The organism is Cupriavidus pauculus (genome assembly GCF_002858765.1).
GTDB lineage: Bacteria > Pseudomonadota > Gammaproteobacteria > Burkholderiales > Burkholderiaceae > Cupriavidus > Cupriavidus pauculus_B.
In genome coordinates, this window is sequence record NZ_PJRP01000015.1 from 1 (window position 1) to 23,937 (window position 23,937).

Genomic DNA, 23,937 nt, shown 5'->3' on the forward strand with positions numbered 1-23,937 from the left:
ACGGGTGGCTAATATCTGAACCGTCATGGAGATGCGGGGGCGCTCTTCATGACTTGTCTACCCGTTTCCGGAATGGAAACTTGACCCGCAGCGCAACTCCGGTGCTGCGGGTTTTTTCTTTTGGGCGGCCGCCGGCCACGTGGTCGCCAGGTTGCGTTTCCGGCATTCCCATATTCCCGTCCGATCTTATGCAGAAAACGTGCTTGGATCGATGAAACCATTCGTTCCGTTCAGAAGGCCCGGCCGGTAGCCTTTCTCCCTGACAGAAACCCCGTCCGATTCAGGCGGGGGCATTCACGACAACTCTGACGGGAGCAATTGAACATGATTCGCAAGCTGGCCCTGGGCCTCGCAGTACTGTCCGCAATCGGCGCCGCACCGGCCGCCCTGGCCAATACCAACCTGCTGAACGTTTCCTATGACCCCACGCGCGAGTTGTACGTGGACGTGAACGCCGCGTTTGCCAAGGCCTACAAGGCGCAGGGCGGCGATACGGTGCAGATTCGCCAGTCGCACGGCGGTTCGGGCAAGCAGGCCCGCTCGGTGATCGACGGCCTGGACGCCGACGTGGTCACGCTGGCGCTGGGCTACGACATCGACGCCATCGCCGAGAAGGGCCTGCTGAAGCCCGACTGGCAGAAGCGCCTGCCGCACAACGCATCGCCGTACACGTCGACGATCGTCTTCCTGGTGCGCAAGGGCAACCCGAAACATATCAAGGACTGGAACGACCTGGTGAAGCCGGGCGTGCAGGTCATCACGCCGAATCCGAAGACGTCGGGCGGCGCCCGCTGGAACTACCTGGCCGCGTGGGGCTATGCGCTGCGTCAGCCGGGCGGCAATGAGGCCAAGGCGAAGGAATTCGTCGGCCAGCTGCTCAAGAACGTGCCGGTGCTGGATTCGGGCGCACGCGGCGCCACCACCACGTTTGTGGAGCGCGGCCTGGGCGATGTGCTGATCGCGTGGGAAAACGAAGCCATCCTGGCCATCAAGGAACTGGGTCCGGACAAGTTCGACATCGTGGCGCCGTCGGTCTCGATCCTGGCGGAGCCGCCGGTGGCCGTGGTGGACAAGGTGGTGGACAAGAAGGGCACGCGCAAGGCCGCCGAGGCCTACCTGCAGTTCCTGTACACCGACGAAGGCCAGGAGATCGCGGCGAAGAACTACTACCGCCCGATCTCGGAAAAGGTGGCTGCCAAGTACGCCGCCAACTTCCCGAAGGTGAAGCTGTTCACGATCGACGAAGTGTTCGGCGGCTGGGCCAAGGCCCAGAAGGCGCACTTTGCCGATGGCGGTTCGTTTGACCAGGTGTACCAGCCCGGCAAGCGGTAATCACAGTGCCGGGGCGGCACCGGCCGATTGCGCCAGCGATCGTGTCCGCCGCCCCGGTGCGCCTGACGAAGGAGCCCGAGATGTCCGCTGTTCTCGCTGTCCTGCCATCCCGCGTCGCCATGGGGCGATGTCCCGCCTGACCTGAAGTTTCTCCAACGCATGACGTTCTTGCATGCCGCGCGATGCGCCGGCAGGGCGTCGTGCCGCCATCGAATCCGAAATTCTCCCTTCAGGAACCCGATATGACATCGTTCCAACCGCTTTCCCTGCGCCGGCGCCTGCTGCTGGGCGCGCTCGTGGTGGCCACCGGCCTGTCTTACGGCCTGCTGGCCAAGCCGGCCCAGGCGCAGTCGCAGACCGTGAATCCGAAGCAGTTGCGCATCGGCTATCAGAAGTACGGCACGCTGACGCTGCTCAAGGCGCGCGGCACGCTGGAAAAGCGCCTGGCGCAGCAGGGCATCACCGTGAAGTGGACCGAATTCCCGGCCGGCCCGCAGTTGCTGGAAGGCCTGAACGTGGGCGCCATCGATTTTGGCACCGTGGGCGAGGCGCCGCCGATCTTCGCGCAGGCCGCCGGGGCGCAACTGGCCTACATCGGCAATGAGCCGCCGGCCCCTACGTCCGAAGCCATCGTCGTACCGAAGACCTCGACGCTGAAGTCCGTGGCCGACCTGCGCGGCAAGCGCGTGGCGCTGAACAAGGGCTCGAACGTCCACTACCTGCTGGTGCGCCAGCTGGAAAAGGCCGGCATCCCCTGGAGCGAGATCCAGCCCGTCTACCTGCCGCCCGCCGACGCCCGCGCGGCCTTCGAGCGCGGCGCCGTGGACGCCTGGGTGATCTGGGACCCGTTCCTGGCCGCCGCCGAAAAACAGCTCGATGCCCGCGTGCTGGCCGATGGCCGCACCGCCGACGGCAAGAACCTGGTCAGCAACCATCAGTTCTACCTGGCGTCGCGTCCCTATGCGAATGCCCGCCCCGACGTCGTGAACGTGATCCTCGACGAACTGGCGCAGCTGGGCCAGTGGGCCGAGAAAAATCCCAAGGACGCCACGCAGTTTCTGGCGAAGGAAACCGGGCTTGACCCGAGCGTGCTCGACCTTGCTGTTTCAAGATTTTCCTATGGCGCGAAGCCGGTCACGGCCAGTGTGCTGGCCGAACAGCAGCGCATTGCCGACGCCTTTGTGACGCTGAAGCTGATTCCGAAACCGATCAAGGTGGCCGATGCTGCCTGGCAACCGCCGGCCGCCACGGCGCAACGCTGAATCGGTGAATCGCTGAATAGCCGAATCGCCAAGGCGGCGCATCGCAACCGATAAAAGAGAGGCTCGACATGCAAGTTTTCTGGTTCATCCCCACCCACGGCGACAGCCGCTACCTGGGCACGTCCGAAGGGGCACGCGAAGTCAATTTCGACTACCTGAAGCAGATCGCCGTGGCCGCCGACACGCTGGGCTACGAAGGCGTGCTGATTCCCACGGGCCGCTCGTGCGAAGACCCGTGGGTGGCTGCATCGGCGCTGGCAGCCGTGACGCGCCAGCTCAAGTTCCTGGTGGCCGTGCGGCCGGGCTTGATGACGCCGACGCTGGCCGCGCGCATGGCCGCCACCTTCGACCGCGTGTCGGGCGGCCGCCTGCTCGTGAACCTGGTGACCGGCGGCGATGTGGCCGAACTGGAAGGCGACGGGCTGTTCCTCGACCACGCGGCGCGCTACGAGGCATCGTCCGAGTTCATCCGGGTCTGGCGCGACGTGCTGGCGGCCAGCCACGACAACGGCGACATCAGCTTTGAAGGCAAGCACATCACGGTGAAGGGTGCCCGCGTGCTGTACCCGCCGGTGCAGCGCCCGCATCCGCCGGTCTATTTCGGCGGATCGTCGGCGGCCGCGCACGACCTGGCCGCCGAGCAGGTGGAGGCCTACCTGACCTGGGGCGAGCCGCCGGCCGAGGTGGCGAAGAAGATCGCCGACGTGCGCGCCCGTGCCGCGAAGCATGGCCGCACGGTGCGCTTCGGCATCCGCCTGCACGTGATCGTGCGCGAAACCGAAGCGGCGGCGTGGGCCGCCGCCGACGAACTGATCAGCCGGCTCGACGACGACACCGTGGCGCGCGCCCAGGCCGTCTTCGCGAAGATGGATTCCGAAGGCCAGCGCCGCATGGCCGCGCTGCATGCGGGCGGTGCCAGGCGGACGCGCGAGGCGCTGGAAATCAGTCCGAACCTGTGGGCCGGCGTGGGTCTGGTGCGCGGTGGCGCAGGCACGGCCCTGGTGGGCGATCCGCAGACCGTAGCGGCACGCATGGAGGAATACGCGGCGCTGGGCATCGACACGTTCATTTTCTCGGGCTATCCGCACCTGGAAGAGGCGTACCGGTTTGCCGAGCTGGTTTTCCCGCTGCTGTCGCGCTCGGTGCGCGACAAGCTGCCCGGTCAGGTGCTGTCGGGCCCGTTTGGCGAAGTGATGGCCACCGGCATCGTGCCGCGGGCGTCGCAGAGCTGAGGAGAGGGCAACCATGACGACTCTTTCATCGAACAACGCGGCCGACAACGCGGCCGACAACGCCGCGAACAGGACCGCGAAGACGGCCGCGAGCAAGGCCGCTAACACCGCCGCGAACAAGGCCGCCAACACCGCCACGAAGAAAACCGTGGCGCAGGCGGTGGCGCCGTGGATCGTGCCGGTGCTGCTGATCGTGGTCTGGCAGGCCGCGTCGCAACTGGGCTGGCTCTCGAACCGGGTGTTGCCGGCACCGCTGGCCGTGGTGGAGGCGGCGTGGTCGCTGGCCGTATCCGGCGAGCTGTGGCGCCACGTCTGGGTCAGCACCTGGCGGGCGCTGATCGGCCTGGCCGTGGGCGGCGGGCTTGGCCTGGCGCTGGGCCTGCTGACCGGCACATTCCGCACGGCGGCCACGCTGCTAGACAGCACGCTGCAGATGGTGCGCAACATCCCCACGCTGGCGCTGATTCCGCTGGTGATCCTGTGGTTCGGCATCGACGAAACGGCCAAGCTGTTCCTGGTGGCGCTGGGCGTGTTCTTTCCGGTGTACCTGAACACGTACCACGGCATCCGCGCGGTGGACCCGGGCCTGGTGGAGATGGCGCGCAGCTATGGCCTGTCGGGCTGGCGCCTGTATCGCGAGGTGATCCTGCCCGGCGCGCTGCCGAACATCCTGGTGGGCGTGCGGTTTTCGCTGGGCCTGATGTGGGTGATCCTGATCGTGGCCGAGACCATTTCGGCGCAGTCGGGCATTGGCTATATGACGATGAATGCGCGCGAATTCCTGCAGACCGACGTGGTGCTGGTCGGCATCCTGCTCTACGCGCTGCTGGGCAAGCTGGCCGATGTGCTGTCGCGCGCGCTGGAGCGCTTCTGGCTGCGCTGGCATCCGGGCTACCAGACCAACTGACAAGGAGAGATCCCCATGCAAACGCTATTTCCCGTGGAACTGGCCGCGCTGGCGTGGGCCGAGCGCGATCTGGCCCGGCGCGACCTTGCGCGACGCGAGGCGGCGGCCGAACAGCGCCAGGCGCCGGCAGCCGGTGGCATTGCGCTGCGCGTGCAGCAGGTGGTCAAGCGTTACAACGGACGGGAGGTGCTGCATGGCATCGACCTGGACGTGACGCCGGGCGAGTTCGTCGCCATCGTCGGACGCAGCGGTTGCGGCAAGAGCACGCTGCTGCGGCTGGTGGCCGGGCTGGAGCCGGCCGACGACGGCGCCGTGCTGCTCGATCATCAGCAAGGGCGCCAGCTCGATCGCCAGCAAAGCCGAACCTTGCAGGACAGTATCCGCGTGATGTTCCAGGATGCACGGCTGTTGCCTTGGAAGCGTGTACTCGACAACGTTGCGCTGGGCCTGCCGCGCGACCGCCGCGCCGATGCCGCCGCCGTGCTGGCGCAGGTGGGGCTGGCCGAGCGTGCCGACGAATGGCCTGCGCGCCTGTCGGGTGGGCAGCGCCAGCGCGTGGCCCTGGCGCGTGCGCTGGTCCACCATCCGCGCCTGCTGCTGCTGGACGAGCCGCTGGGCGCGCTCGATGCGCTGACCCGCATCGACATGCAGGCGCTGATCGAATCGCTGTGGCGCCGACTCGGTTTCACGGCGCTACTCGTCACACACGATGTATCGGAGGCCATTGCGCTGGCCGATCGCGTGGTGCTGATCGAGGATGGCCACATCGCACTGGACCAGCGCGTGGCGCTTGACCGTCCGCGCCAGCGCGGAACGGCGGCGTTTGCGCAACTCGAAGACACCGTCCTGCGCCGCGTGATGCGGCAGTCATCGACAGTGTCTGCATCATCAACGAATCTTCACGCCCGGCCCGCCGAGGAGCTTCTATCATGAGCAATCAGGCGAACCGCGCGTACCGACATGGACCTCACCATGACCCACGCTTCCGCACTCGAACACTACCTTGAAACGCTCCCGCGCGAGCCCGTGCCCGGCCGCGAGCTGTGGCGCGACGCGCGCGGGCAGGTGCAGGGCCAGTACTTCAACTGCTCGCTGACCAGCGCGTTCGAGCCCCTGGTGACCCTGGCCGACCGCGAGGTGGTGGCCCACGAGGGCTCCATCCGCACCTATGCCGACGATGGCGTGGGGCTGGCCGCCTGGAAGCTGTTCGCGATGGCGGCCGACGATGCGTCGCTGGTGTCGCTGGACCGCCTGTCGCGGCTGGTGCATGCGATGAACTACTTCGCGGCGCATGGCGCGCACAAGCTCGTGCTCAACGTGCACAACCGCCTGCTGGCGGCCGTGGCCGACGACCACGGCGCGGCATTCCGGCGCGCACTGGAGTCTCTGGGCCTGCCCGTGGACCGCTTCGTGATCCAGGTGCCTGCCAGTGCCAATGACGACTTGCCACTGCTGCTGCACGTGGTGGGCAACTATCGCCGCAACGGGTTTGCCGTGAGCCTGCAGGCGTCCGACCCGGCCGAGGCCGGCGCGCTGATGGCGCATGCGTTGCCCGACTGGCTCAAGCTCGACATGCGTCGTATCTGGACCGACCGCCAGCTTGCCGGCCTGCGTGCCAGCGCCGACGGCACCGGTGTCACGCTGATCGGCCGGCGGCTGCAGAACGACGAAGCCGTGGAGCGGCTGCAGAACGCGGGCATCGCGCTGGGGCAGGGCGAGGCCGTAGCCGGCGGCCCGGTGCCGGCACGGCATTTGCGGGAACCGATCCAGAGCGGCAGTGCGTCATAGGCGGCATCGCCCTCGCAGTACCCAGGTGCAACGAGCCGGCAACTGGCCGGCAACAAGAAGCGCAACGCGCAATACCCATAAGACTTGAACAATCGCAGCTGAGAAGGAGAGCGTATGGCGGCATCGACTCTATCGGGCGGTGTCGCGCGGCTGGAAGTGCCGCGCGGCCTGCAGATTCTGACCGTACCGGGCCTGCATGGCAGCGGGCCCGCGCATTGGCAAAGCCGTTGGGAAGGGCTGTACCCGGACTGGCAGCGCATCGAGCAGCACGACTGGGGACGCCCCAGCCTGCCGCTGTGGGCCGAACGTGTCTCGGAAGGCGTGTCGCGCGCGCTGCGCGTGGCATCGCGCGGCGCGGTGCTGGTGGCGCACAGCTTCGGCTGCCTGGCCACGCTGCGCCAGGCGTCGCTGGACCCGGTCGGCATTGCCGGCGCGCTGCTGGTGGCCCCGGCCGATCCGGACAAGTTCGGCGTGGGCGCCTTGCTGCCCACCTGGCGGCTGCCATTCCCGACCGTGCTGGTGGCCAGCACCAATGACCCATGGATGTCGCAGCGCACCGCGTTCAGCTGGGGCACCCTGTGGGGCAGCGAACTGGTGGATGCGGGGGCGCTCGGCCATATCAATGCCGATTCCCGCCTCGACGAATGGCCGGCCGGCCAGGCCTTGCTCGCCACTTTGCTGCAACGGATCGACTCGAAGGGACGTATTCTGCACCTTGGAGACGGTTCGGACACCTGGGAGGCGTCCGCGGAGGTCGCCCAGACATCGCCTTATATCTAAAACGTCTAAGAAAATTCGGAAAGATTCGTTCTGTTTATAAGGGCGCATCTGCAAAATTTGTCTCGTACACCGGCGCCTTATGCGCCGGTTTCATAAGACGAGACACGCATGCCTTCCTCGATTTCCCTGGCGGACGCGCCCCCGCCGACGGCCAGTGCCGCGCCCCTGCGCGTGGCGCCGGCCCAGCGCTTTACCGTGTTGCCGGGCTTCGGGCTGTCGCTTGGCTTCACCATCTTCTACCTGACCCTGATTGTCCTGATCCCGCTGTCGGCGGTGTTCCTGAAGACTTTCACGCTGAGCTGGGATGGCTTCTGGACGACGGTAAGCAATCCGCGCGTGGTGGCGTCGCTGGAACTGAGCTTTGGCGCGTCGCTGATCGCGGCCATCATCAACACGGCGTTCGGACTGATCGTGGCCTGGGTGCTGGTGCGCTACCGCTTCTTCGGCAAGCGCTTTATCGATGCGCTGGTGGACCTGCCGTTCGCGCTGCCCACCGCCGTGGCCGGTATTGCGCTGACCGCGCTGTTTGCCGGCAATGGCTGGATCGGCCGCTGGCTGGAGCCGCACGGCATCAAGGTGGCGTTCACGCCGCTGGGCGTGGTGGTGGCGCTGACGTTCATCGGCCTGCCGTTCGTGGTGCGCACGGTGCAGCCGGTGCTGGAAGACGTGGAGCGCGAACTGGAGGAAGCGGCGGCCAGCCTGGGCGCGTCGCGCCTGCAGACGTTCGGGCGCGTGATCCTGCCGGCCATCCTGCCGGCGCTGCTGACCGGCTTTGCGCTGTCGTTCGCGCGTGCCACCGGCGAGTACGGATCGGTGGTGTTCATCTCCGGCAACATGCCGATGGTGTCCGAGATCGCGCCGCTGATGATCTATTCAAAGCTGGAGCAGTACGACTATGCCGGCGCCACGGCGGTGGCCGTGGTGATGCTGGTGATCTCGTTCGTGCTGCTGCTGTTGATCAACCTGCTGCAGGCCTGGACGCGCCGCCACCAGACCGGTGCCCGCGCTGCCGCGCTGCCTGACGGCAACCCGGAGGCAAACTGACATGGCCGGCGCTGTTTCCCGACTGGGCGGCCCGGCGGCCACCCCCCATCCGCAAGCGGCCACGGGCGAATCGCCGTGGGTGCGCTACACGCTGATCACGGTCGCGGTGCTGTTCCTGGCGCTGTTCCTGTTCGTGCCGCTGGCTTCGGTGTTCTACGAGGCGCTGCGCAAGGGCCTGGACACCTACCTGGCGGCGCTGATCGAGCCCGATGCGGTCGACGCCATCAAGCTGACGCTGACCGTGGCGGCCATCGCGGTGCCGCTGAACGTGGTGTTCGGCGTGGCGGCGGCCTGGGCCATCGCCAAGTTCGACTTCCGGGGCAAGAACCTGCTGATCACGCTGATCGACCTGCCGTTCTCGGTGTCGCCCGTGATCTCCGGCCTGATCTACGTGCTGATGTTCGGCGCGCAGGGCTGGTTCGGCCCGTGGCTGGAAGCGCACGACATCAAGATCATGTTCGCGGTGCCGGGCATCGTGCTGGCCACCATCTTCGTGACCTTCCCGTTCGTGGCGCGCGAGCTGATTCCGCTGATGCAGTCGCAGGGCAGCGAGGAGGAAGAGGCGGCCATCGTGCTGGGTGCCTCGGGCTGGCAGACGTTCTGGCACGTGACGCTGCCAAACATCCGCTGGGGCCTGCTGTACGGCGTGATCCTGTGTAACGCGCGGGCGATGGGCGAGTTCGGTGCCGTGTCGGTGGTATCGGGCCATATCCGCGGCCTGACCAACACCATGCCGCTGCACGTGGAAATTCTCTACAACGAATACAACTTCGCGGCCGCGTTCGCGGTGGCGTCCCTGCTGACGCTGCTGGCGCTGGTCACACTCGGAATCAAGACGCTGGTGGAAGTACGCGCCAGCCGTGAACACGCATCGCAAGGACAGCCATCATGAGCATTCAGGTCAGGAACGTGCAGAAGCGCTTTGGCGACTTCGTGGCGCTCAACGACGTCTCGCTGGACTTTGCCGAAGGGGAACTGACGGCGCTGCTGGGGCCGTCCGGCTGCGGCAAGACCACGCTGCTGCGCATCATCGCCGGGCTGGAACGCGCCGATGCGGGCCAGGTGGTGCTGGCCGGGCAGGACGCCTCGTCCACGCACGTGCGCCAGCGCAACGTGGGCTTCGTGTTCCAGCACTACGCGCTGTTCAAGCACATGACCGTGTTCGAGAACGTGGCCTTCGGCCTGCGCGTGAAGCCGCGCGCCGAGCGGCCGTCCGAGGCGAAGATCCGCGAAAAGGTGAAGTCGCTGCTGGAACTGGTGCAGCTCGACTGGCTGGGCGACCGCTACCCGGCGCAACTGTCGGGCGGCCAGCGCCAGCGTATCGCGCTGGCCCGCGCGCTGGCCGTGGAGCCGCGCGTGCTGCTGCTCGACGAGCCGTTCGGCGCGCTCGATGCCAAGGTGCGCAAGGAACTGCGCCGCTGGCTGCGCCGGCTGCATGACGAACTGCACGTGACCAGCGTGTTCGTGACCCACGACCAGGAAGAGGCGCTCGAAGTGGCCGACCAGGTGGTGCTGATGAACCGTGGCAGCGTGGAGCAGTTCGGCACGCCCGAGGCGGTCTACAACCATCCGGCCACGCCGTTCGTGTTCGGCTTCCTGGGCAACGTGAACCTGTTCCACGGTCGCCTGGAAGTGGGCGACAGCGGCGGTCTGCTGCATACCGGCGAGGCGGTGCTGCCCGTGGTGGGCAGCGGCCACGAGACGGCCGGCGACGCGGTGGCGTACGTCCGCCCGCACGACCTGGAACTGGAGCGCTACGCGCCGGGCAGCGACGGCATCGCCGTGACGCTGCGCCGCGCGCTGACGCTGGGCCCGGTGGCCCAGCTGGAACTGGAACGCGAGGACAACCAGGACGTGATTGAAGTAGCGCTGCCGCTGGAGCGCTTCCGCCACCAGGGCTTCCGCGAGGGCGAACTGCTGGCGGTGCGACCGCGCCAGCTGCGCGTCTTCAACCGCAACCAGACAACAACACAGGAACAAGGGGCGGCACGATGAACTTCCAGCAACTGCGATCGATTCGCGAGGCGGTGCGCCGCCAGTTCAACCTGACCGAAGTCGCCAACGCGCTGTACACGTCGCAGCCGGGCGTGTCGCGCCAGATCCGCGAGCTGGAGGAAGAACTGGGCGTGGAGATTTTCGAGCGCTACGGCAAGCGCCTGACCGGGCTGACCGAGCCGGGCCGGGAGATCGTGCGGATCGTCGAACGACTGCTGCAGGAAGCCGAGAACCTGCGCCAGGCTGGCGACGAGTTCGCGGGCCGCCATACCGGCCGCCTGACCGTGGCCACCACCCACACCCAGGCCCGCTACGCGCTGCCCAGGGTGGTGCAGAGCTTCCGGCGCGAATATCCGCACGTCACGCTGGCGCTGCAGGAAGCGTCGCCGTCGCATATCGTGGAGCTGCTGCTGACGGGCCAGGCCGACATCGGCATCGCCACCGAGGCAGTGGCCAGCGAGGCGGGGCTGACGTCGTTCGAGGCCTACAGCTGGCAGCACGTGATAGTGGTGTCGCCGGAGCATCCGCTGACGCGCCTGCCCGAGCCCACGCTCGAAGACCTGTGCAATTTCCCGATCATCACGTACGACGCCGGCTTTACCGGACGCCGCAAGATCGATGGCGCGTTTGCCGCCGCCGGGTTGCAGCCCGAGATCGTGCTGACCGCCATGGACGCCGACGTGATCAAGACCTATGCCGAACTGGAACTGGGCGTGGGCATCATCGCGTCGATGGCGTACGACTCGCGCAAGGACGCCGGGCTGACGCAGATTTCGGCCGACCACCTGTTCGAGCCCAACACCACCAGCGTGGCCGTGCGGCGCGGTGCCTATCTGCGCGGCTACGCCCATGCGTTCATCAACATGTTCGCGCCGCACCTGTCGCGCGACACCGTGTCGACCGCGATGGCCGAGGCGACGAGCCGGCTGGCGGTGGCGGCCTGAGGCCGTCTGTCGTCGGCCTGGTTGCTGCCAGGAGGGCTGCCCGGGCATCTCGGGCAGCCGCCGACCTTCCCGGCGACCTTCCCGCCGATCCGCGCCCCGATCTGCGCCCCGATCTGCCCCGGAAACACCGCCAGGCAGGCCGTCCCGCGCCCGCCTGATCCCCCCGCGTGACTTCAAACGCGCGTACGACCCGCCGGTCGAATTCCTGAACCTCTCGCGCCGTCTGCCGCCGGTTCGTCGCACGGTGCTTTTCTCCCGTCGCGCTCCAGCGTAAAGTGCCCTTCATCGTGGTGCCCGGTATGCGCCGAATGCCCGGGTCACTGCCTATGCTGCAGTGCATCACAGATTTGCACGCGGTTTGTGGAGCAGAAGGAGGGAGAGAGATATGCGCATGTCATGCGCGGTGCCGTCGCGGCTCAATATTCTTGCGCGAGACCTGCTGTTCGTGCTCTGCATGAACACCGTCATCGCGGTCAGCCTCAACTACGGCTTCCAGACCGGCGGCACGCTGGTGCAGAACTTTGTCTACAGCCAGCTGATCGGCCTGTCGATCTGGGTGCTGATCGACGTGCCGCGCGTGCTGATCTGGTGGAACGACCGGCCGCGCCGCTGGCCGTTCATGTGCCTGGCCGTGGTGGCCGTGCCGATGGGCGTGGTGCTGGGCAGCTGGTGCACGCGCGAATTGCTGAACCTGCCCGAAAAATCGGCGGCGGCCACCGGCGACATGCTGCGCATGTGTTTGATCGTCGGCATGCTGGCGTCGGCCAGCATGATCTATTTCTACTGGTCGCGCGAAAAGCTGGCCTATCTGGAACGTCAGGCGGCGCTGGACGCCCTGCAGCGCGAAGAGGCCGAAAAGCAGTTGGTCCGCGCCCAGCTGATGGCCCTGCAGGCCCAGATCGAGCCGCACTTCCTGTTCAATTCGCTGGCCAACCTGGACGGCCTGATCGCCACCGATCCGCGTGCGGCGCGCCAGTTGCTGCAGCGGCTGATCGGCTTCCTGCGCATGTCGCTGTCGCACACGCGCGCCGAGCATTGCACGCTGGCCCAGGAATTCGAGCTGCTGCGCAGCTACCTCGACATCCAGGGCATGCGCTTCGGCGCCCGGCTCGACTACGAGGTGGACCTGCCGCCGGCGCTGGCCGATGCCGAGATTCCGCCGATGCTGATCCAGCCGCTGGTGGAAAACGCCGTCACGCACGGCATCGAACCCTGTATGCGCGGCGGCAGGATCATGCTGTCCGCCCGCCAGGCCGAAGACGGTAGCCTGCAGGTGCTGATCGCCGATAGCGGCGTGGGCTTCTCCCAGAGCAGCAAGGGTGGTTCCGGTCTCGGGCTGACCCACGTACGCGAGCGGCTGGCGCGCATTTTTGGCGCGGCGGCCACGATGCAGATGGAAGAGAACACGCCGCGCGGCGTGGTGGTGCGGCTGACGCTGCCGCTCACGCGCAGCAACGAGCCCACGTTCGTACCGATGCGCGCCGCGCCGGACGCGCGCCCCGCTGCGCCCGCCACGGTCACGCCGGCCATCTCTCGTCCCTGAGCGCACCCGAACCACGCCCCCCCTCAACCGTTCCGTCCCTGACATTCGTCCCACATGTCTCCGACCCTGCTGATCGCCGACGACGAGCTGCTGCTCGCCCGCGTTCTCGAAGCCGAACTGAAAGCCCTGTGGCCGGAAGCCACGATCGTGTCCGTGGTGCATGACGGCATGGCCGCGCTCGAGGCCGCGCGCACCCACCAGCCCGATGTGGCGTTCCTGGATATCCGCATGCCGGGCATGAGCGGCATGGACGTGGCGCGCGATCTGATCGAGTTCGATCGCCCGCCGCTGGTAGTGTTTGTCACGGCCTATGACCAGTTTGCGCTGGAAGCCTTTGAACGCGCAGCGGTGGACTACGTGCTGAAGCCCGTGCAGCACGAACGGCTGGAGGCCACGGTGGGGCGCCTGAAGGCGCGCCTGAGCGCCAAGGCGGCCGAAGCGGCGGAATATGACGACGCCGATGCCGGCGACGCCGACGATGGGGGCGATGCGGATGATGGCGGGGCCGCCACCGACATCGGCACGATGGTCGACACGGACCGGCTGGCGCAACTGCTGCAGCGGCTCGAATCCCTGGAGCAGCCCGCCGCAGCCCCGCGCGGCCACTACCTGCGCTTTATCAAGGCGCTGGTGGGGCAGGAGGTGCGGATTATCCCCGTGGATGAAGTGGTGTACCTCGAAGCCACCGACAAGTACGTGAACGTGGTGTCTACCAGCGGCGAGGCGCTGATCCGCACCAGCCTGCGCGAGCTGACGCAGCAGCTGGACCCCGACCGCTTCTGGCAGATCCATCGGGGTACGGTGGTCAATATCGATTGCGTGGCCAGTGCCGTGAACCAGTCGCTGGGGCGCCTGTCGCTGAAGCTGCGCGATCGGCCGGAATCGCTGCCGGTTGCCAGGCAGTACGCGCACCTGTTCAAGCAGATGTAGGGCCGGATCCCGGCTGATACGGGGGGACGCTGGGGCGGACTGCACCACGGTGGGGAAACCCGGCACGAAGGTTTCGTCGCCGCGCGGCTTCCTCTACCATGGGCATTTCCCGTTTCCGTCAGCAAAGGATTGCGCCATGCAGCGTGTGTTTGTCTACGGCACCCTTCGTGCCGGCGAGGTCAACGATCTGAACCAGGCAGCCGTGCGGCATGGTATCGGAGCGGCGACTCTGGTCGGCACGGCCAGCATTGCCGGGCGCCTCTATGACTTCGGCACCTATCCGGGCCTGGTGCTCGACGCATCGGCCGGCCCGGTGCTTGGCGACGTGTACGACATCCCCGAAGCGTTGCTGCCGGTGCTGGACGAAATCGAGGAGGTCTACCCGGGGCAGGCCACGCTGTTTGTCCGCGAAACCCAGCCCGTGATGCTGGACGGCGCGCCGACCGATTGCCTGCTGTATCCGGTGGCCGACGCCGCGGTGGCTGGCCTGGCCCGCATCGACGGCGGCGACTGGGTGGCCTATCGCCAGGCACGCGACACCGCCGTGGCTGCCTGAAGACGAAACATTTCAAACGCCGTCACGCGGCCCGTGACGGCGTTAGCATGGCTGCGATGACATCCGACCCAGTCGGCGCACAACGCCTGCCATGACCCTGCCGCCTCCGCTCGCGCCTTCCGCAAGGGCGCCGCTTCGATTTCACGTCCAGTCCGGCCGCGTCCGCCTGACCGCCTCGGCCTGGGGCGATCCTGCGCATCCCGTGGTGGTGCTGGTGCATGGCTACCCGGACAACAGCGAGGTGTGGCACGGCGTGGCGCAGGCGCTGGCAGTGCGGTTCCATGTGATCGCCTACGACGTGCGCGGGGCAGGGCAGTCCGATGCACCGCCCGATGTAGCGGACTATCGCCTGGAACGGCTGGCCGACGATTTCATCGCCATTGTCGACGCCGTATCGGCGGATCGGCCGGTGCATCTGGTGGGCCATGACTGGGGGTCGATCCAGGGCTGGGAATTCGTGACCGATCCGCGCCTCTATGGGCGTATCGCGTCGTTCACGTCGTGTTCCGGGCCGTGCCTGGACCACGCGGCCAGCGCGCTGCGCGCCGGTGGACGCCGCAGCCTGAAGCAATGGGGCGCCACGCTGCGCCAGGCCCTGGCGTCGTGGTACATCGTGTTCTTTCATATCCCGTTGCTGCCCGAATGGAACTGGAAGCTCTGGCTCGGGCGTGGCTGGCCATTCTGGCTGCGTCGCACCGAAGGGCTGCACGTGCCGGCCAATCCCACGCAGACGGCCGACGGCATCCACGGGTTGCGGCTGTATCGCGCCAACATCCGCGCACGGCTGCGTGCGCCGCGCGAGCGCCGGGCCCATGCGCCGGTGCAGGTCATCGTGCCCACGCGCGACCGCTATGTGCGGCCGGCCGTGACCGAGGATCTCGGCCGCTGGGTGGCCCGGCTATGGCGCCGCCAGATCGACGCGCACCACTGGCTGCCGTTGTCGCATCCGCAGCGCATGGCCGCCATGGTGGGCGAGTTTGTCGACCATCTCGATGGCACGGCCGCGTCACCCGCGCTGGAGGCGGCCCGTGTCGACCCGGAGGCTGCCAAAATTTCATGATGCGGAATAATGTTTTGGTCCGCAAAAATGCAGGCCCGCACATGGGCCTTGGCATTTCTCATCCTGAAAAATGTCGTGCCGTATCGTGAAATGTCGCGTGTAACATATTGATTTATATCAATTAAAAAACTGTGGCCGGCTTACGATCAGCGCTTGTTGCAACGCGGGATGCTTCCCTACACTCTTATATAAGACACATGATCTGAGACGTGCAACGCACAGCGTCCCAGAGCCCCGCCTGGCAGCAGACGGGGAGCGGTCACCGATTTCCATGCCATCTCGAAATCGTTACCAGGAGAGTGAACATGACGACCCGCCAACAACAGATCGACGCCCTTCAGAAGGACTGGGATACCAACCCGCGCTGGAAGGGCGTGCAACGTCATTACACGGCCGAAGACGTGGTCAAGCTGCGTGGTTCGGTCCAGATCGAGCACACGCTGGCCCGCCGCGGCGCCGAGAAGCTCTGGCACCTGCTGAACACGGAGCCGTTCGTCAACACGCTGGGCGCGCTGACCGGCAATCAGGCCATGCAGCAGGTCAAGGCCGGGCTGAAGGCCATCTACCTGTCGGGCTGGCAAGTGGCCGGCGACGCCAACCTGGCCGGTGAAATGTATCCGGATCAGTCGCTGTACCCGGCCAACTCGGTGCCGATGGTCGTCAAGCGCATCAACAACACGTTCCAGCGCGCCGACCAGATCCAGTGGAGCGAAGGCAAGGGCGATACCGATTTCTTCGCGCCGATCGTCGCCGATGCCGAGGCCGGCTTTGGCGGCGTGCTGAACGCGTTTGAACTGATGAAGTCGATGATCGACGCGGGCGCGGCCGGCGTTCACTTTGAAGACCAGCTCGCTTCGGTGAAGAAATGCGGCCACATGGGTGGCAAGGTGCTGGTGCCGACCCGCGAGGCCGTGGCCAAGCTGACTGCCGCGCGCCTGGCCGCCGACGTGTCGGGCGTGCCGACCCTGGTGATCGCCCGTACCGATGCCGAGGCCGCCGACCTGGTGACGTCGGACGTGGACGAGCGCGACCAGCCGTTCCTGACCGGCGAACGCACCGTGGAAGGCTTTTTCCGATCCAAGGCAGGCATCGACCAGTCGATCGCGCGTGCCCTGGCCTACGCCGAGGTGGCCGACCTGGTGTGGTGCGAGACCGGCAAGCCCGACCTGGAGTTCGCGAAGAAGTTTGCCGAGGCGGTGCATGCCAGGTTCCCGGGCAAGATGCTGGCCTACAACTGCTCGCCGTCGTTCAACTGGAAGAAGAACCTGGACGACGCCACCATCGCCAAGTTCCAGCGCGAGCTGGGCGCCATGGGCTACAAGTTCCAGTTCATCACGCTGGCCGGCTTCCACTCGCTGAACTACTCGATGTTCAACCTGGCCCACGGCTACGCCCGCAACCAGATGTCGGCCTTCGTGGAGTTGCAGGAAGCCGAGTTCGCCGCTGCCGAGAAGGGCTTCACCGCCGTCAAGCACCAGCGCGAAGTGGGCACCGGGTACTTCGACGCCGTGACGCAGACCATCGAGGGCGGCCAGTCGTCGACGACCGCGCTCAAGGGATCGACCGAAGACGAACAGTTCTTCGACAAGAAGGTGGCCTGAGCCACCTGACCGGAAAGGGGATTCGGGGACGGCGTGCGACCATCGCGCCGTCAGTTTGGCTCCGCGCCGTGAGACCCACGGCGCGGCTTTTTTCTCGGTGTGGGACTTAGTCGGACTACTGGTTTACCGATAAACGATCACCGGAATATCCGTATGCGTGAGCACCTTTTGCGTTTCGCTGCCGAGCAGCAGCCCTGACAGGCCGCGCCGGCCGTGCGAGGCCATGAAGATCACGTCGCAGCCATGGCGTTCCGCCGCGTCGATGATGCCCAGATAGGGCACGGCGAAGGTGGTCATGTCGGCGTCGAAAGGCAGGCCGCCGGCCACGGCGGCGGACTCGATTTCCTTCAGGTACAGCCGGGCCTGGTTCTCGATGCGTTCCTTGAACGCCTGCGGGGCCTCGACCACGATCTCGCTGAAGGGCGTATACGGATATTCCTCAAGACAGACGTAGGCGGTGACGCGGGCATTGATGACCTTGGCCAGTTCCAGGCCGCCGTCTATGGCCTTCTTGGACAGCTCCGAACCGTCGGTGGGCAGCAGGATGTGCTTGAACATACCGGGACCTCCTTTCACGAGTGGGAACGGGGGCAGGCCAGCGGAGCGCCTGTCTGCATCGATTGTAGTCAGTGTGCAGTGTCCGTCATTGTGAAATATCAAGAATCTGCGATTGACAGCGTACGGACGGTGCTACGCAACGACAGCATGGACTTCGGCGGCCGCACTGCTGGGCGCCTGTTCGGCGCGGCGCCAGTAGGCCGGGTTGCCATAGGTGTTCTTGAGATGGTCGATAAACAGTCGCACGCGCAGGGGCAGGTGCTTGCGTTGCGGAAAGACGGCGTGGATGCCGATGGGCGGCGCCTGGAATTCGTCGAGCACGGTCACGAGGCGGCCGCTGACGATTTCCTGGCCGACTTCCCACCAGGAGCGCCAGGCCAGGCCGTGGCCCTGCAGGCACCAGGCGTGGAGTACGGCACCGTCGGTGCATTCCATGTTGCCGCCCACCTTGACGGTGACGGCGCGGCCGTCCTGCTGGAACACCCAGCCGCGCTGCACGTTGGCGCTGGCGCCGAAGTGCAGGCAGTTGTGGCGGGCAAGGTCTTCGGGCAGGGCGGGGGTGCCGGCGCGCGCCAGGTATTCGGGCGACGCCACGACCACGCGGCGGTTTTCGGCCAGGCGGATCGATACCAGGCTGGAGTCGGGCAGGTCGCCCAGCCGGATCGCGCAGTCGAAGCCTTCGTTGACCAGGTCGACCACGCGGTCGGACAGGTCGAGCGTAAGCGTGACGTCGGGGTGGGATTCGATGAACAGCGGCACCAGGGGTGCCACGTGCTTGCGGCCGAAGCCTGCCGGCGCGGTGACCCGCAGGTGGCCGCTGGCCTTGACCCCGCCGGCGGAGACGCTGGCTTCGGCATTGTGGAGGTCGTTGAGGATGCGCTGGCAGTCTTCCAGGAACGCGGAGCCTTCGAACGTCAGCGTGATCTTGCGGGTGGTGCGTACCAGCAATTTGACGCCGAGCCGCTCTTCCAGGGCATCGATGCGGCGGCCGATGATGGCCGGCGCCACGCCTTCGGCTGCGGCGGCGGCCGACAGGCTGCCACGTGATGCGACCGACACAAAAGTCTCCAGTTGCTTGAAGTGGTCCACGGAAGTTAGCTCGGTTGTACACGAGTCTTGATGGGGATGGCCAAGATTAGTAGTGCAAAAGTAAAAGATCAAGTGACAGCGAGCCTATTTGCCGCACTGCAGCGCAACACTAGAATTCCATGCATTCAATCGTGTACAGGTCCATTCAGTCCTTGGCGTTTTGACAGATGAACAAAATTCGCGCGGTAGTCTTCGATGCTTACGGCACGCTGTTCGACGTGTATTCGGCCACGGCGCGCGCCGAGCAACTGTTTCCGGGCAAGGGCGAGGCGCTGGCGCTGCTGTGGCGCGAGCGGCAGATCGACTACACCCGGCTGCGCTCGCTGGCCGCGCCGGACGGGGCGCGCTACAAGCCGTTCTGGGACATCACGATCGATGCGTTGCGCTATGCCGCCGAACGGCTGGAACTGAAGCTCGATGACGCCGGGCAGGCGCAGCTGCTCAAGGAATATGCGTGCCTGTCGGCGTTCCCGGAGAACCTGGCGGCACTCAAGCGGCTGCGCCGCGCCAACCTGCCGCTGGGCATCCTGTCCAACGGCAACCCGGAGATGCTCGACATCGCGGTCAAGAGCGCCGGCATGCATGGGCTGTTCGACCACGTGCTGTCGGTCGACACCGTGAAGCAGTACAAGACCGCGCCGGCCGCCTACGCGCTGGGCCCGAAGGCCTTCGACCTGCCGGCCGGCGAGATCCTGTTTGTCTCGTCGAACTGCTGGGACGCCTGCGGCGCCACGTGGTTTGGCTACACCACCTACTGGATCAACCGTGCCGGCCATCCGGCGGAGCGCCTGGACGTGGCGCCCACCGGCACCGGGCACGACATGAACGACCTGCTTGCCTTCGTTGCCGCCTCGGGCGCAGCGCTCTGACAGGCCAGGCCCCCCTTAACACACCATCGCACCTACAGGAGAAGACTGATGGCTATCACGCTGCCCGCGGGCATGAAGATTACCGGCGAGATCCTGCCGGCTTACGAAGACATCCTCACGCCGGAAGCCCTGGCCCTGGTCGACAAGCTGCACCGCGCCTTCGAGCCGCGCCGCCAGGAACTGCTGGCCGCGCGCGTGGAACGCGCAAAGCGCCTGGACGCCGGCGAAATCCCCGATTTCCTGCCGGAAACGAAGAACATCCGCGAAGGCGACTGGAAGGTAGCCCCGGTGCCGAAGGCACTGGAATGCCGCCGCGTGGAAATCACCGGTCCGGTCGAAGCCAAGATGGTCATCAACGCCTTCAATTCGGGCGCTGACAGCTACATGACCGACTTCGAGGACTCCAACACCCCGAACTGGCACAACCAGATGCAGGGTCAGGTGAACCTGAAGGCCGCCGTGCGCCGCACGCTGACGCTGGACAGCAACGGCAAGCACTACAAGCTCAACGACAAGATCGCCACGCTGCAGGTGCGTCCGCGCGGCTGGCACCTGGACGAAAAGCACGTCACGATCGACGGCAAGCGCGTCTCGGGCGGCATTTTCGACTTCGCGCTGTTCCTGTTCCACAACGCCAAGGAACAGATCGCCCGCGGCGACGGCCCGTTCTTCTACCTGCCGAAGATGGAAAGCCATCTCGAAGCGCGCCTGTGGAACGACGTCTTCGTGATGGCACAGAAGGAAGTTGGCCTGCCGCAAGGCACGGTCAAGGCCACGGTGCTGATCGAGACCATCCTGGCTGCGTTCGAGATGGAAGAAATCCTGTACGAACTGCGTGACCACAGCGCTGGCCTGAACGCCGGCCGCTGGGACTACATCTTCTCGTGCATCAAGAAGTTCAAGGTGGACAAGAACTTCTGCCTGGCCGACCGCGCCAAGGTGACGATGACCGCGCCGTTCATGCGCTCGTACGCGCTGCTGCTGCTGAAGACCTGCCACAAGCGCGGTGCGCCCGCCATCGGCGGCATGAGCGCACTGATCCCGATCAAGAACGATCCGGAAAAGAACGCCATCGCCATGGAAGGCATCATCAGCGACAAGCGTCGTGACGCCACCGACGGCTACGACGGCGGCTGGGTGGCCCACCCGGGCCTGGTCGAGCCGGCGATGAAGGAATTCGTGGCCGTGCTGGGCGACAAGCCCAACCAGTTCGAGAAGCAGCGCATGGACGTGGAAGTGAAGGGCGCCGACCTGCTGGACTTCCAGCCGGAAACGCCGATCACGGAACACGGCCTGCGCATGAACATCAACGTCGGCATCCACTACCTGGGCGCCTGGCTGGCTGGCAACGGCTGCGTACCGATCCACAACCTGATGGAAGACGCCGCCACGGCCGAGATCTCGCGTTCGCAGGTCTGGCAGTGGATCCGCTCGCCGAAGGGCAAGCTCGAGGACGGCCGCAAGGTCACCGCCGAGCTGGTGCGCGCGCTGATTCCGGAAGAACTGGCCAAGGTCAAGGAAGTGGCGGGCACGGGCCCGACCTACGACCGCGCCGCCAAGATCTTCGAGCAGATGTCGACGTCGGAAGACTTTGCCGAATTCCTGACGCTGCCGCTGTACGAGGAAGTCTGAAGTCAGCCCTGGCGATGGCAGTTTCGCCAAAACGCCAAGTCAAAACCCCACGGTGCGAGCCGTGGGGTTTTTTGTTGGGCGGGTGAGGGCGCCCGGCGTTGCGGGGCGCTCTTTTCGCACGGGGCGATTTTTATTGGGTACCCTCCGCTCCGTACCCCTGGCCCTTCCACTCGATAAAACACAGTCCGTGCCCGAATGGGTCGGACAGCATCGCCTGGCGGCCCCAGTCGAATTCCCTCGGCCAGTCCTCGATTTCGGCGCCCGCGTCGAGCGCACGCTCGATGGCCGGTTCCAGCGATTCGACCACAAAGTCCAGATGCACCGGGGTCCAGTGCCGCACATAGTCGCGCCGGGTGTCGGCCCGTGTGGTGGCGACCGTGCCAGGCGCCTTGGCCAGCAGATACACCGGCGCGCAGGCGCCGTGCAGTTCGGCCACCGTGCCGTCGAACAGCTTGCGCTTGAGCCGCAATCCCAGCCCAGCCTCATAAAAGCCGATGCCGCGTTCGAGGTCATCGACGTCGATGTTGATCAACAACTCCATGCCTGCCTCCTGAGCGTTCTCCCGATACGCGGCGCCGGGCGGCCGCTCCTGACGGCTCCTGACGCTATCTGACACCGGGCGAGCATTGTGCGCCCGGGCTCCTGACACCAGTTGTCAGGAGTGATGCGCAGTCCGCCGCCCCAACCGGTAGCACGGGGGGCGGGCAACGGCGCGCGGGAGGCCCCATAATACGGAAATCTACGATCTGGAGATTCAAGTTGCGCTTTGAACACCTGGTGGAAATCAATGACGCAGGCAACCCCACGCTGGAGCCGCTGACGCCGGACCAGCTCTGGCAAGGCCTTGTGCTGCGTGCGGAATCGCCGGAACTGTTCATGCTTGGGCTGGATAGCGCCGAGATTGTCGGCCGGGGCGATGGCTGGATCGAGCGCGTGCTGCACTTCGGCAAGGCCAGCGTGAGCGACCGCGTGGCCTACGAACCGCGCCGCGCGGTGCGGTACGAGTCGGCCCCCACGGCCGAACACGCGGGTGGCACGCTGGAAATGATCATCGAGACCCCGGCGCCTGGCGCGCTGCTGGTCCGCTTCATCTACCAGACCACCATGCCCAACGTGGACGCGAGCGGCGACAACCGCTACGCGGAGATCGTCAAGTCGGCCTATCACGAGGCCGACCTCGATACCGTCCGCAAGATTCGCGAAATCGCCGCCACGGGACGGCTCGGGTGAGCCGCCCATCCACTGCGCCGGCACGTACCGGCAGCGGGGATGCCCACGGAGGAGGAACAGGCGGGCCGCATGGGCCGGGCGAGCCGGGGGAGCCGGGGGAGCCGGACCAGCCGGACCCACCGTCGGGCCCATCGTACAGCCGGGGCGGCCCGACGCGTGCCGACCTGCGCGCCCGCTACGGCGACCGCCTGCGCTGGCTGATCCTGGTCACGCTGATGCTCGGCACGATGTCGTCGATCGTGTCGTCGACCATCGTCAATGTCGCCATTCCCGATCTGAGCCGGCATTTCTTGCTGGGCCAGGAGCGCGCCCAGTGGGTAGCCGCCAGCTTCATGATCGCCATGACGCTGTCGATGCTGCTGACCCCGTGGCTGCTCAACCGCTACGGCCTGCGCCGCACGTTCATCGGCTCGCTGATGCTGCTGGGCGTGGGCGGGCTGATCGGCGGATTCTCGCCCACGTTTGGCGTGATGCTGGCCATGCGCGTGGCCGAAGGCATTGCCGCCGGCATCATGCAGCCGCTACCCAATATCTTCATCCTGCGCGTGTTCGATGAGCGCGAGCAGGGCAAGGCGCTGTCGCTGTTCGGGTTTGGCGTGGTGCTGGCGCCGGCCATGGGGCCCAGCGTGGGCGGTTTCCTGGTCGAGCTGTTCGGCTGGCGATCCATCTTCTTCGTGGTGGTGCCGCTGACGCTGGCCGGCTTGTGGATGGCGCGGCGCTACATGGCCGTGGATTCGGCCATGATGGGCGAGCGCAAGCCGCTGGACTGGCGCGGCCTGGCCCTGGTGGGCGTGGCCACGGTGAGCCTGCTCAACGGCCTGGTGGAAATGCGCACCAACGCCGGCGAAGGCGTCGGGCTGGCGGTGTTCGGCGTGCTGATGCTGGCGGGCTTCGTCGCCTGGCAGTTGCGCGCGCCCGATCCGCTGATGAACATGCGGCTCTACAGCTATCGCCAGTTCGCGGCGGGCGCCGTGGTGGCCTTCATCTATGGCGCGGGGCTGTTCGGTTCCACCTACCTGTTGCCGGTCTACATGCAGATGGCGCTGGCCTATACGCCGTCGGCGGCGGGCCTGGTGCTGATGCCGGCCGGCATCGCGCTGGCGGTGACCATCGCCGTGGCCGGGCGCCTGACCAACCGCATCCTGCCGCACCGCCAGGTGTCGTTCGGGCTGGCGCTGCTGGCGGGATCGTTCCTGCTGATGGCTACCGGGTCGATGGCCACGCCGTACGTGCTGCTGGTGTTGTACGCGGTGATCGGCCGCATTGGCCTGGGATGCATCCTGCCCTCGCTGACGCTTGGGTCGATGCGGGGCGTTGATTTCTCGATGATTCCGCAGGGTTCCAGCTGCATCAATTTCCTGCGGCAGCTGGGCGGGGCGATTGGCGTGAGCCTGGCTGGGGTGGGCCTGCAATGGCGCCTGGCCGAGCATGGCGCGGTGCTGGGCGCGGGCGGCGATGCGGCGGCGCAGGCCGCGCGCATCCAGGCCTTCGACGAGACGTTCCTGGCCGTGGGGGTCGTGATCGCCACGGCCATGCTGGCCGCGTGGCGTATCCGCCCGCGGCCGGTGCCTGCAGGCTGACCGCC

The 23,937-nt window shown here is 66.5% G+C and carries 23 protein-coding genes; 20 read left to right on the forward strand and 3 right to left on the reverse strand.

Going from position 1 to position 23,937, the window contains the following annotated elements; all coding sequences use genetic code 11:
• Window positions 1-324 precede the first annotated feature (324 nt).
• The 16 genes from CYJ10_RS24860 (at window position 325) to aceA (ending at window position 16,974) form a co-directional block, all read left to right on the forward strand.
• Window positions 325-1,332, forward strand: coding sequence for a sulfate ABC transporter substrate-binding protein (locus CYJ10_RS24860; protein ID WP_066733457.1), 1,008 nt, complete (start codon window positions 325-327; stop codon window positions 1,330-1,332).
• A 242-nt stretch (window positions 1,333-1,574) separates the two neighbouring features.
• Window positions 1,575-2,594, forward strand: a complete 1,020-nt coding sequence (locus tag CYJ10_RS24865; protein WP_101684117.1) for a sulfonate ABC transporter substrate-binding protein — start codon at window positions 1,575-1,577, stop codon at window positions 2,592-2,594.
• 68 nt (window positions 2,595-2,662) lie between these two features.
• Window positions 2,663-3,826, forward strand: coding sequence for an FMNH2-dependent alkanesulfonate monooxygenase (gene ssuD, locus CYJ10_RS24870; protein WP_101684118.1), 1,164 nt, complete (start codon window positions 2,663-2,665; stop codon window positions 3,824-3,826).
• A gap of 13 nt (window positions 3,827-3,839) precedes the next feature.
• Window positions 3,840-4,733 carry an aliphatic sulfonate ABC transporter permease SsuC gene (gene ssuC / locus CYJ10_RS24875; protein WP_257993519.1) on the forward strand — a complete coding sequence of 298 codons (894 nt, stop codon included), beginning with the start codon at window positions 3,840-3,842 and terminating at the stop codon, window positions 4,731-4,733.
• Window positions 4,734-4,748: 15 nt separating this feature from the next.
• The gene (locus CYJ10_RS24880) at window positions 4,749-5,666 is read left to right on the forward strand and encodes an ATP-binding cassette domain-containing protein (RefSeq protein ID WP_101684119.1); all 918 of its coding nucleotides are present in this window, start codon (window positions 4,749-4,751) and stop codon (window positions 5,664-5,666) included.
• 39 nt (window positions 5,667-5,705) lie between these two features.
• Window positions 5,706-6,521 carry an EAL domain-containing protein gene (locus CYJ10_RS24885; RefSeq protein WP_101684266.1) on the forward strand — a complete coding sequence of 272 codons (816 nt, stop codon included), beginning with the start codon at window positions 5,706-5,708 and terminating at the stop codon, window positions 6,519-6,521.
• Window positions 6,522-6,635: 114 nt separating this feature from the next.
• The gene (locus CYJ10_RS24890; protein ID WP_101684120.1) at window positions 6,636-7,301 is read left to right on the forward strand and encodes an RBBP9/YdeN family alpha/beta hydrolase; all 666 of its coding nucleotides are present in this window, start codon (window positions 6,636-6,638) and stop codon (window positions 7,299-7,301) included.
• Window positions 7,302-7,409: 108 nt separating this feature from the next.
• Complete coding sequence (gene cysT, locus CYJ10_RS24895; RefSeq protein ID WP_101684121.1) at window positions 7,410-8,345, forward strand: sulfate ABC transporter permease subunit CysT; 936 nt, start codon at window positions 7,410-7,412, stop codon at window positions 8,343-8,345.
• Window position 8,346: 1 nt separating this feature from the next.
• Entirely contained in the window at window positions 8,347-9,237 is an 891-nt protein-coding gene (gene cysW, locus CYJ10_RS24900) for a sulfate ABC transporter permease subunit CysW (RefSeq protein ID WP_101684122.1), read from the forward strand.
• A complete protein-coding gene (locus CYJ10_RS24905) occupies window positions 9,234-10,340 on the forward strand; it encodes a sulfate/molybdate ABC transporter ATP-binding protein (protein WP_101684123.1) in 1,107 nt (368 codons plus the stop codon). The genes cysW and CYJ10_RS24905 overlap by 4 nt, the downstream gene beginning before the upstream one ends.
• Entirely contained in the window at window positions 10,337-11,284 is a 948-nt protein-coding gene (locus tag CYJ10_RS24910) for a CysB family HTH-type transcriptional regulator (protein ID WP_101684124.1), read from the forward strand. Before CYJ10_RS24905 ends, CYJ10_RS24910 begins: the two co-directional genes overlap by 4 nt.
• 385 nt (window positions 11,285-11,669) lie before the next feature.
• Window positions 11,670-12,827 carry a sensor histidine kinase gene (locus CYJ10_RS24915; protein ID WP_101684125.1) on the forward strand — a complete coding sequence of 386 codons (1,158 nt, stop codon included), beginning with the start codon at window positions 11,670-11,672 and terminating at the stop codon, window positions 12,825-12,827.
• 54 nt (window positions 12,828-12,881) lie between these two features.
• Entirely contained in the window at window positions 12,882-13,757 is an 876-nt protein-coding gene (locus CYJ10_RS24920) for a LytR/AlgR family response regulator transcription factor (RefSeq protein WP_101684126.1), read from the forward strand.
• A gap of 136 nt (window positions 13,758-13,893) precedes the next feature.
• Entirely contained in the window at window positions 13,894-14,313 is a 420-nt protein-coding gene (locus CYJ10_RS24925; RefSeq protein ID WP_101684127.1) for a gamma-glutamylcyclotransferase family protein, read from the forward strand.
• A 91-nt stretch (window positions 14,314-14,404) separates the two neighbouring features.
• On the forward strand, window positions 14,405-15,373 hold the full coding sequence (locus CYJ10_RS24930) for an alpha/beta fold hydrolase (RefSeq protein WP_101684128.1): 969 nt from the start codon (window positions 14,405-14,407) through the stop codon (window positions 15,371-15,373).
• A gap of 305 nt (window positions 15,374-15,678) precedes the next feature.
• Window positions 15,679-16,974 (forward strand): isocitrate lyase, encoded by a 1,296-nt coding sequence (gene aceA / locus CYJ10_RS24935; protein WP_101684129.1) that lies wholly within the window; start codon window positions 15,679-15,681, stop codon window positions 16,972-16,974.
• Window positions 16,975-17,097: 123 nt separating this feature from the next.
• Here the strand turns inward: aceA and CYJ10_RS24940 are convergent, their stop codons facing one another.
• Window positions 17,098-17,532, reverse strand: a complete 435-nt coding sequence (locus CYJ10_RS24940; RefSeq protein ID WP_101684130.1) for a universal stress protein — start codon at window positions 17,530-17,532, stop codon at window positions 17,098-17,100.
• A 132-nt stretch (window positions 17,533-17,664) separates the two neighbouring features.
• A complete protein-coding gene (locus CYJ10_RS24945) occupies window positions 17,665-18,693 on the reverse strand; it encodes a LysR family transcriptional regulator (protein WP_374703306.1) in 1,029 nt (342 codons plus the stop codon).
• Between the two features lie 95 nt (window positions 18,694-18,788).
• Between CYJ10_RS24945 and CYJ10_RS24950 the strand changes: the two genes are divergently transcribed.
• Together CYJ10_RS24950 and aceB are read left to right on the forward strand one after the other, a co-directional pair.
• On the forward strand, window positions 18,789-19,490 hold the full coding sequence (locus CYJ10_RS24950; RefSeq protein ID WP_101684132.1) for a haloacid dehalogenase type II: 702 nt from the start codon (window positions 18,789-18,791) through the stop codon (window positions 19,488-19,490).
• A gap of 48 nt (window positions 19,491-19,538) precedes the next feature.
• Window positions 19,539-21,122 carry a malate synthase A gene (gene aceB, locus CYJ10_RS24955; protein ID WP_101684133.1) on the forward strand — a complete coding sequence of 528 codons (1,584 nt, stop codon included), beginning with the start codon at window positions 19,539-19,541 and terminating at the stop codon, window positions 21,120-21,122.
• Window positions 21,123-21,252: 130 nt separating this feature from the next.
• On the opposite strand, the gene CYJ10_RS24960 is transcribed toward aceB, so the two are convergent.
• Window positions 21,253-21,663, reverse strand: coding sequence for a VOC family protein (locus CYJ10_RS24960; RefSeq protein WP_101684134.1), 411 nt, complete (start codon window positions 21,661-21,663; stop codon window positions 21,253-21,255).
• A 218-nt stretch (window positions 21,664-21,881) separates the two neighbouring features.
• Here CYJ10_RS24960 and CYJ10_RS24965 point away from each other — a divergent pair, with 218 nt between their 5' ends.
• Both CYJ10_RS24965 and CYJ10_RS24970 read left to right on the forward strand, forming a co-directional pair.
• Complete coding sequence (locus CYJ10_RS24965) at window positions 21,882-22,352, forward strand: SRPBCC family protein (protein ID WP_101684135.1); 471 nt, start codon at window positions 21,882-21,884, stop codon at window positions 22,350-22,352.
• Between the two features lie 164 nt (window positions 22,353-22,516).
• Window positions 22,517-23,932, forward strand: coding sequence for a DHA2 family efflux MFS transporter permease subunit (locus CYJ10_RS24970; RefSeq protein WP_257993531.1), 1,416 nt, complete (start codon window positions 22,517-22,519; stop codon window positions 23,930-23,932).
• Window positions 23,933-23,937: the final 5 nt, after the last annotated feature.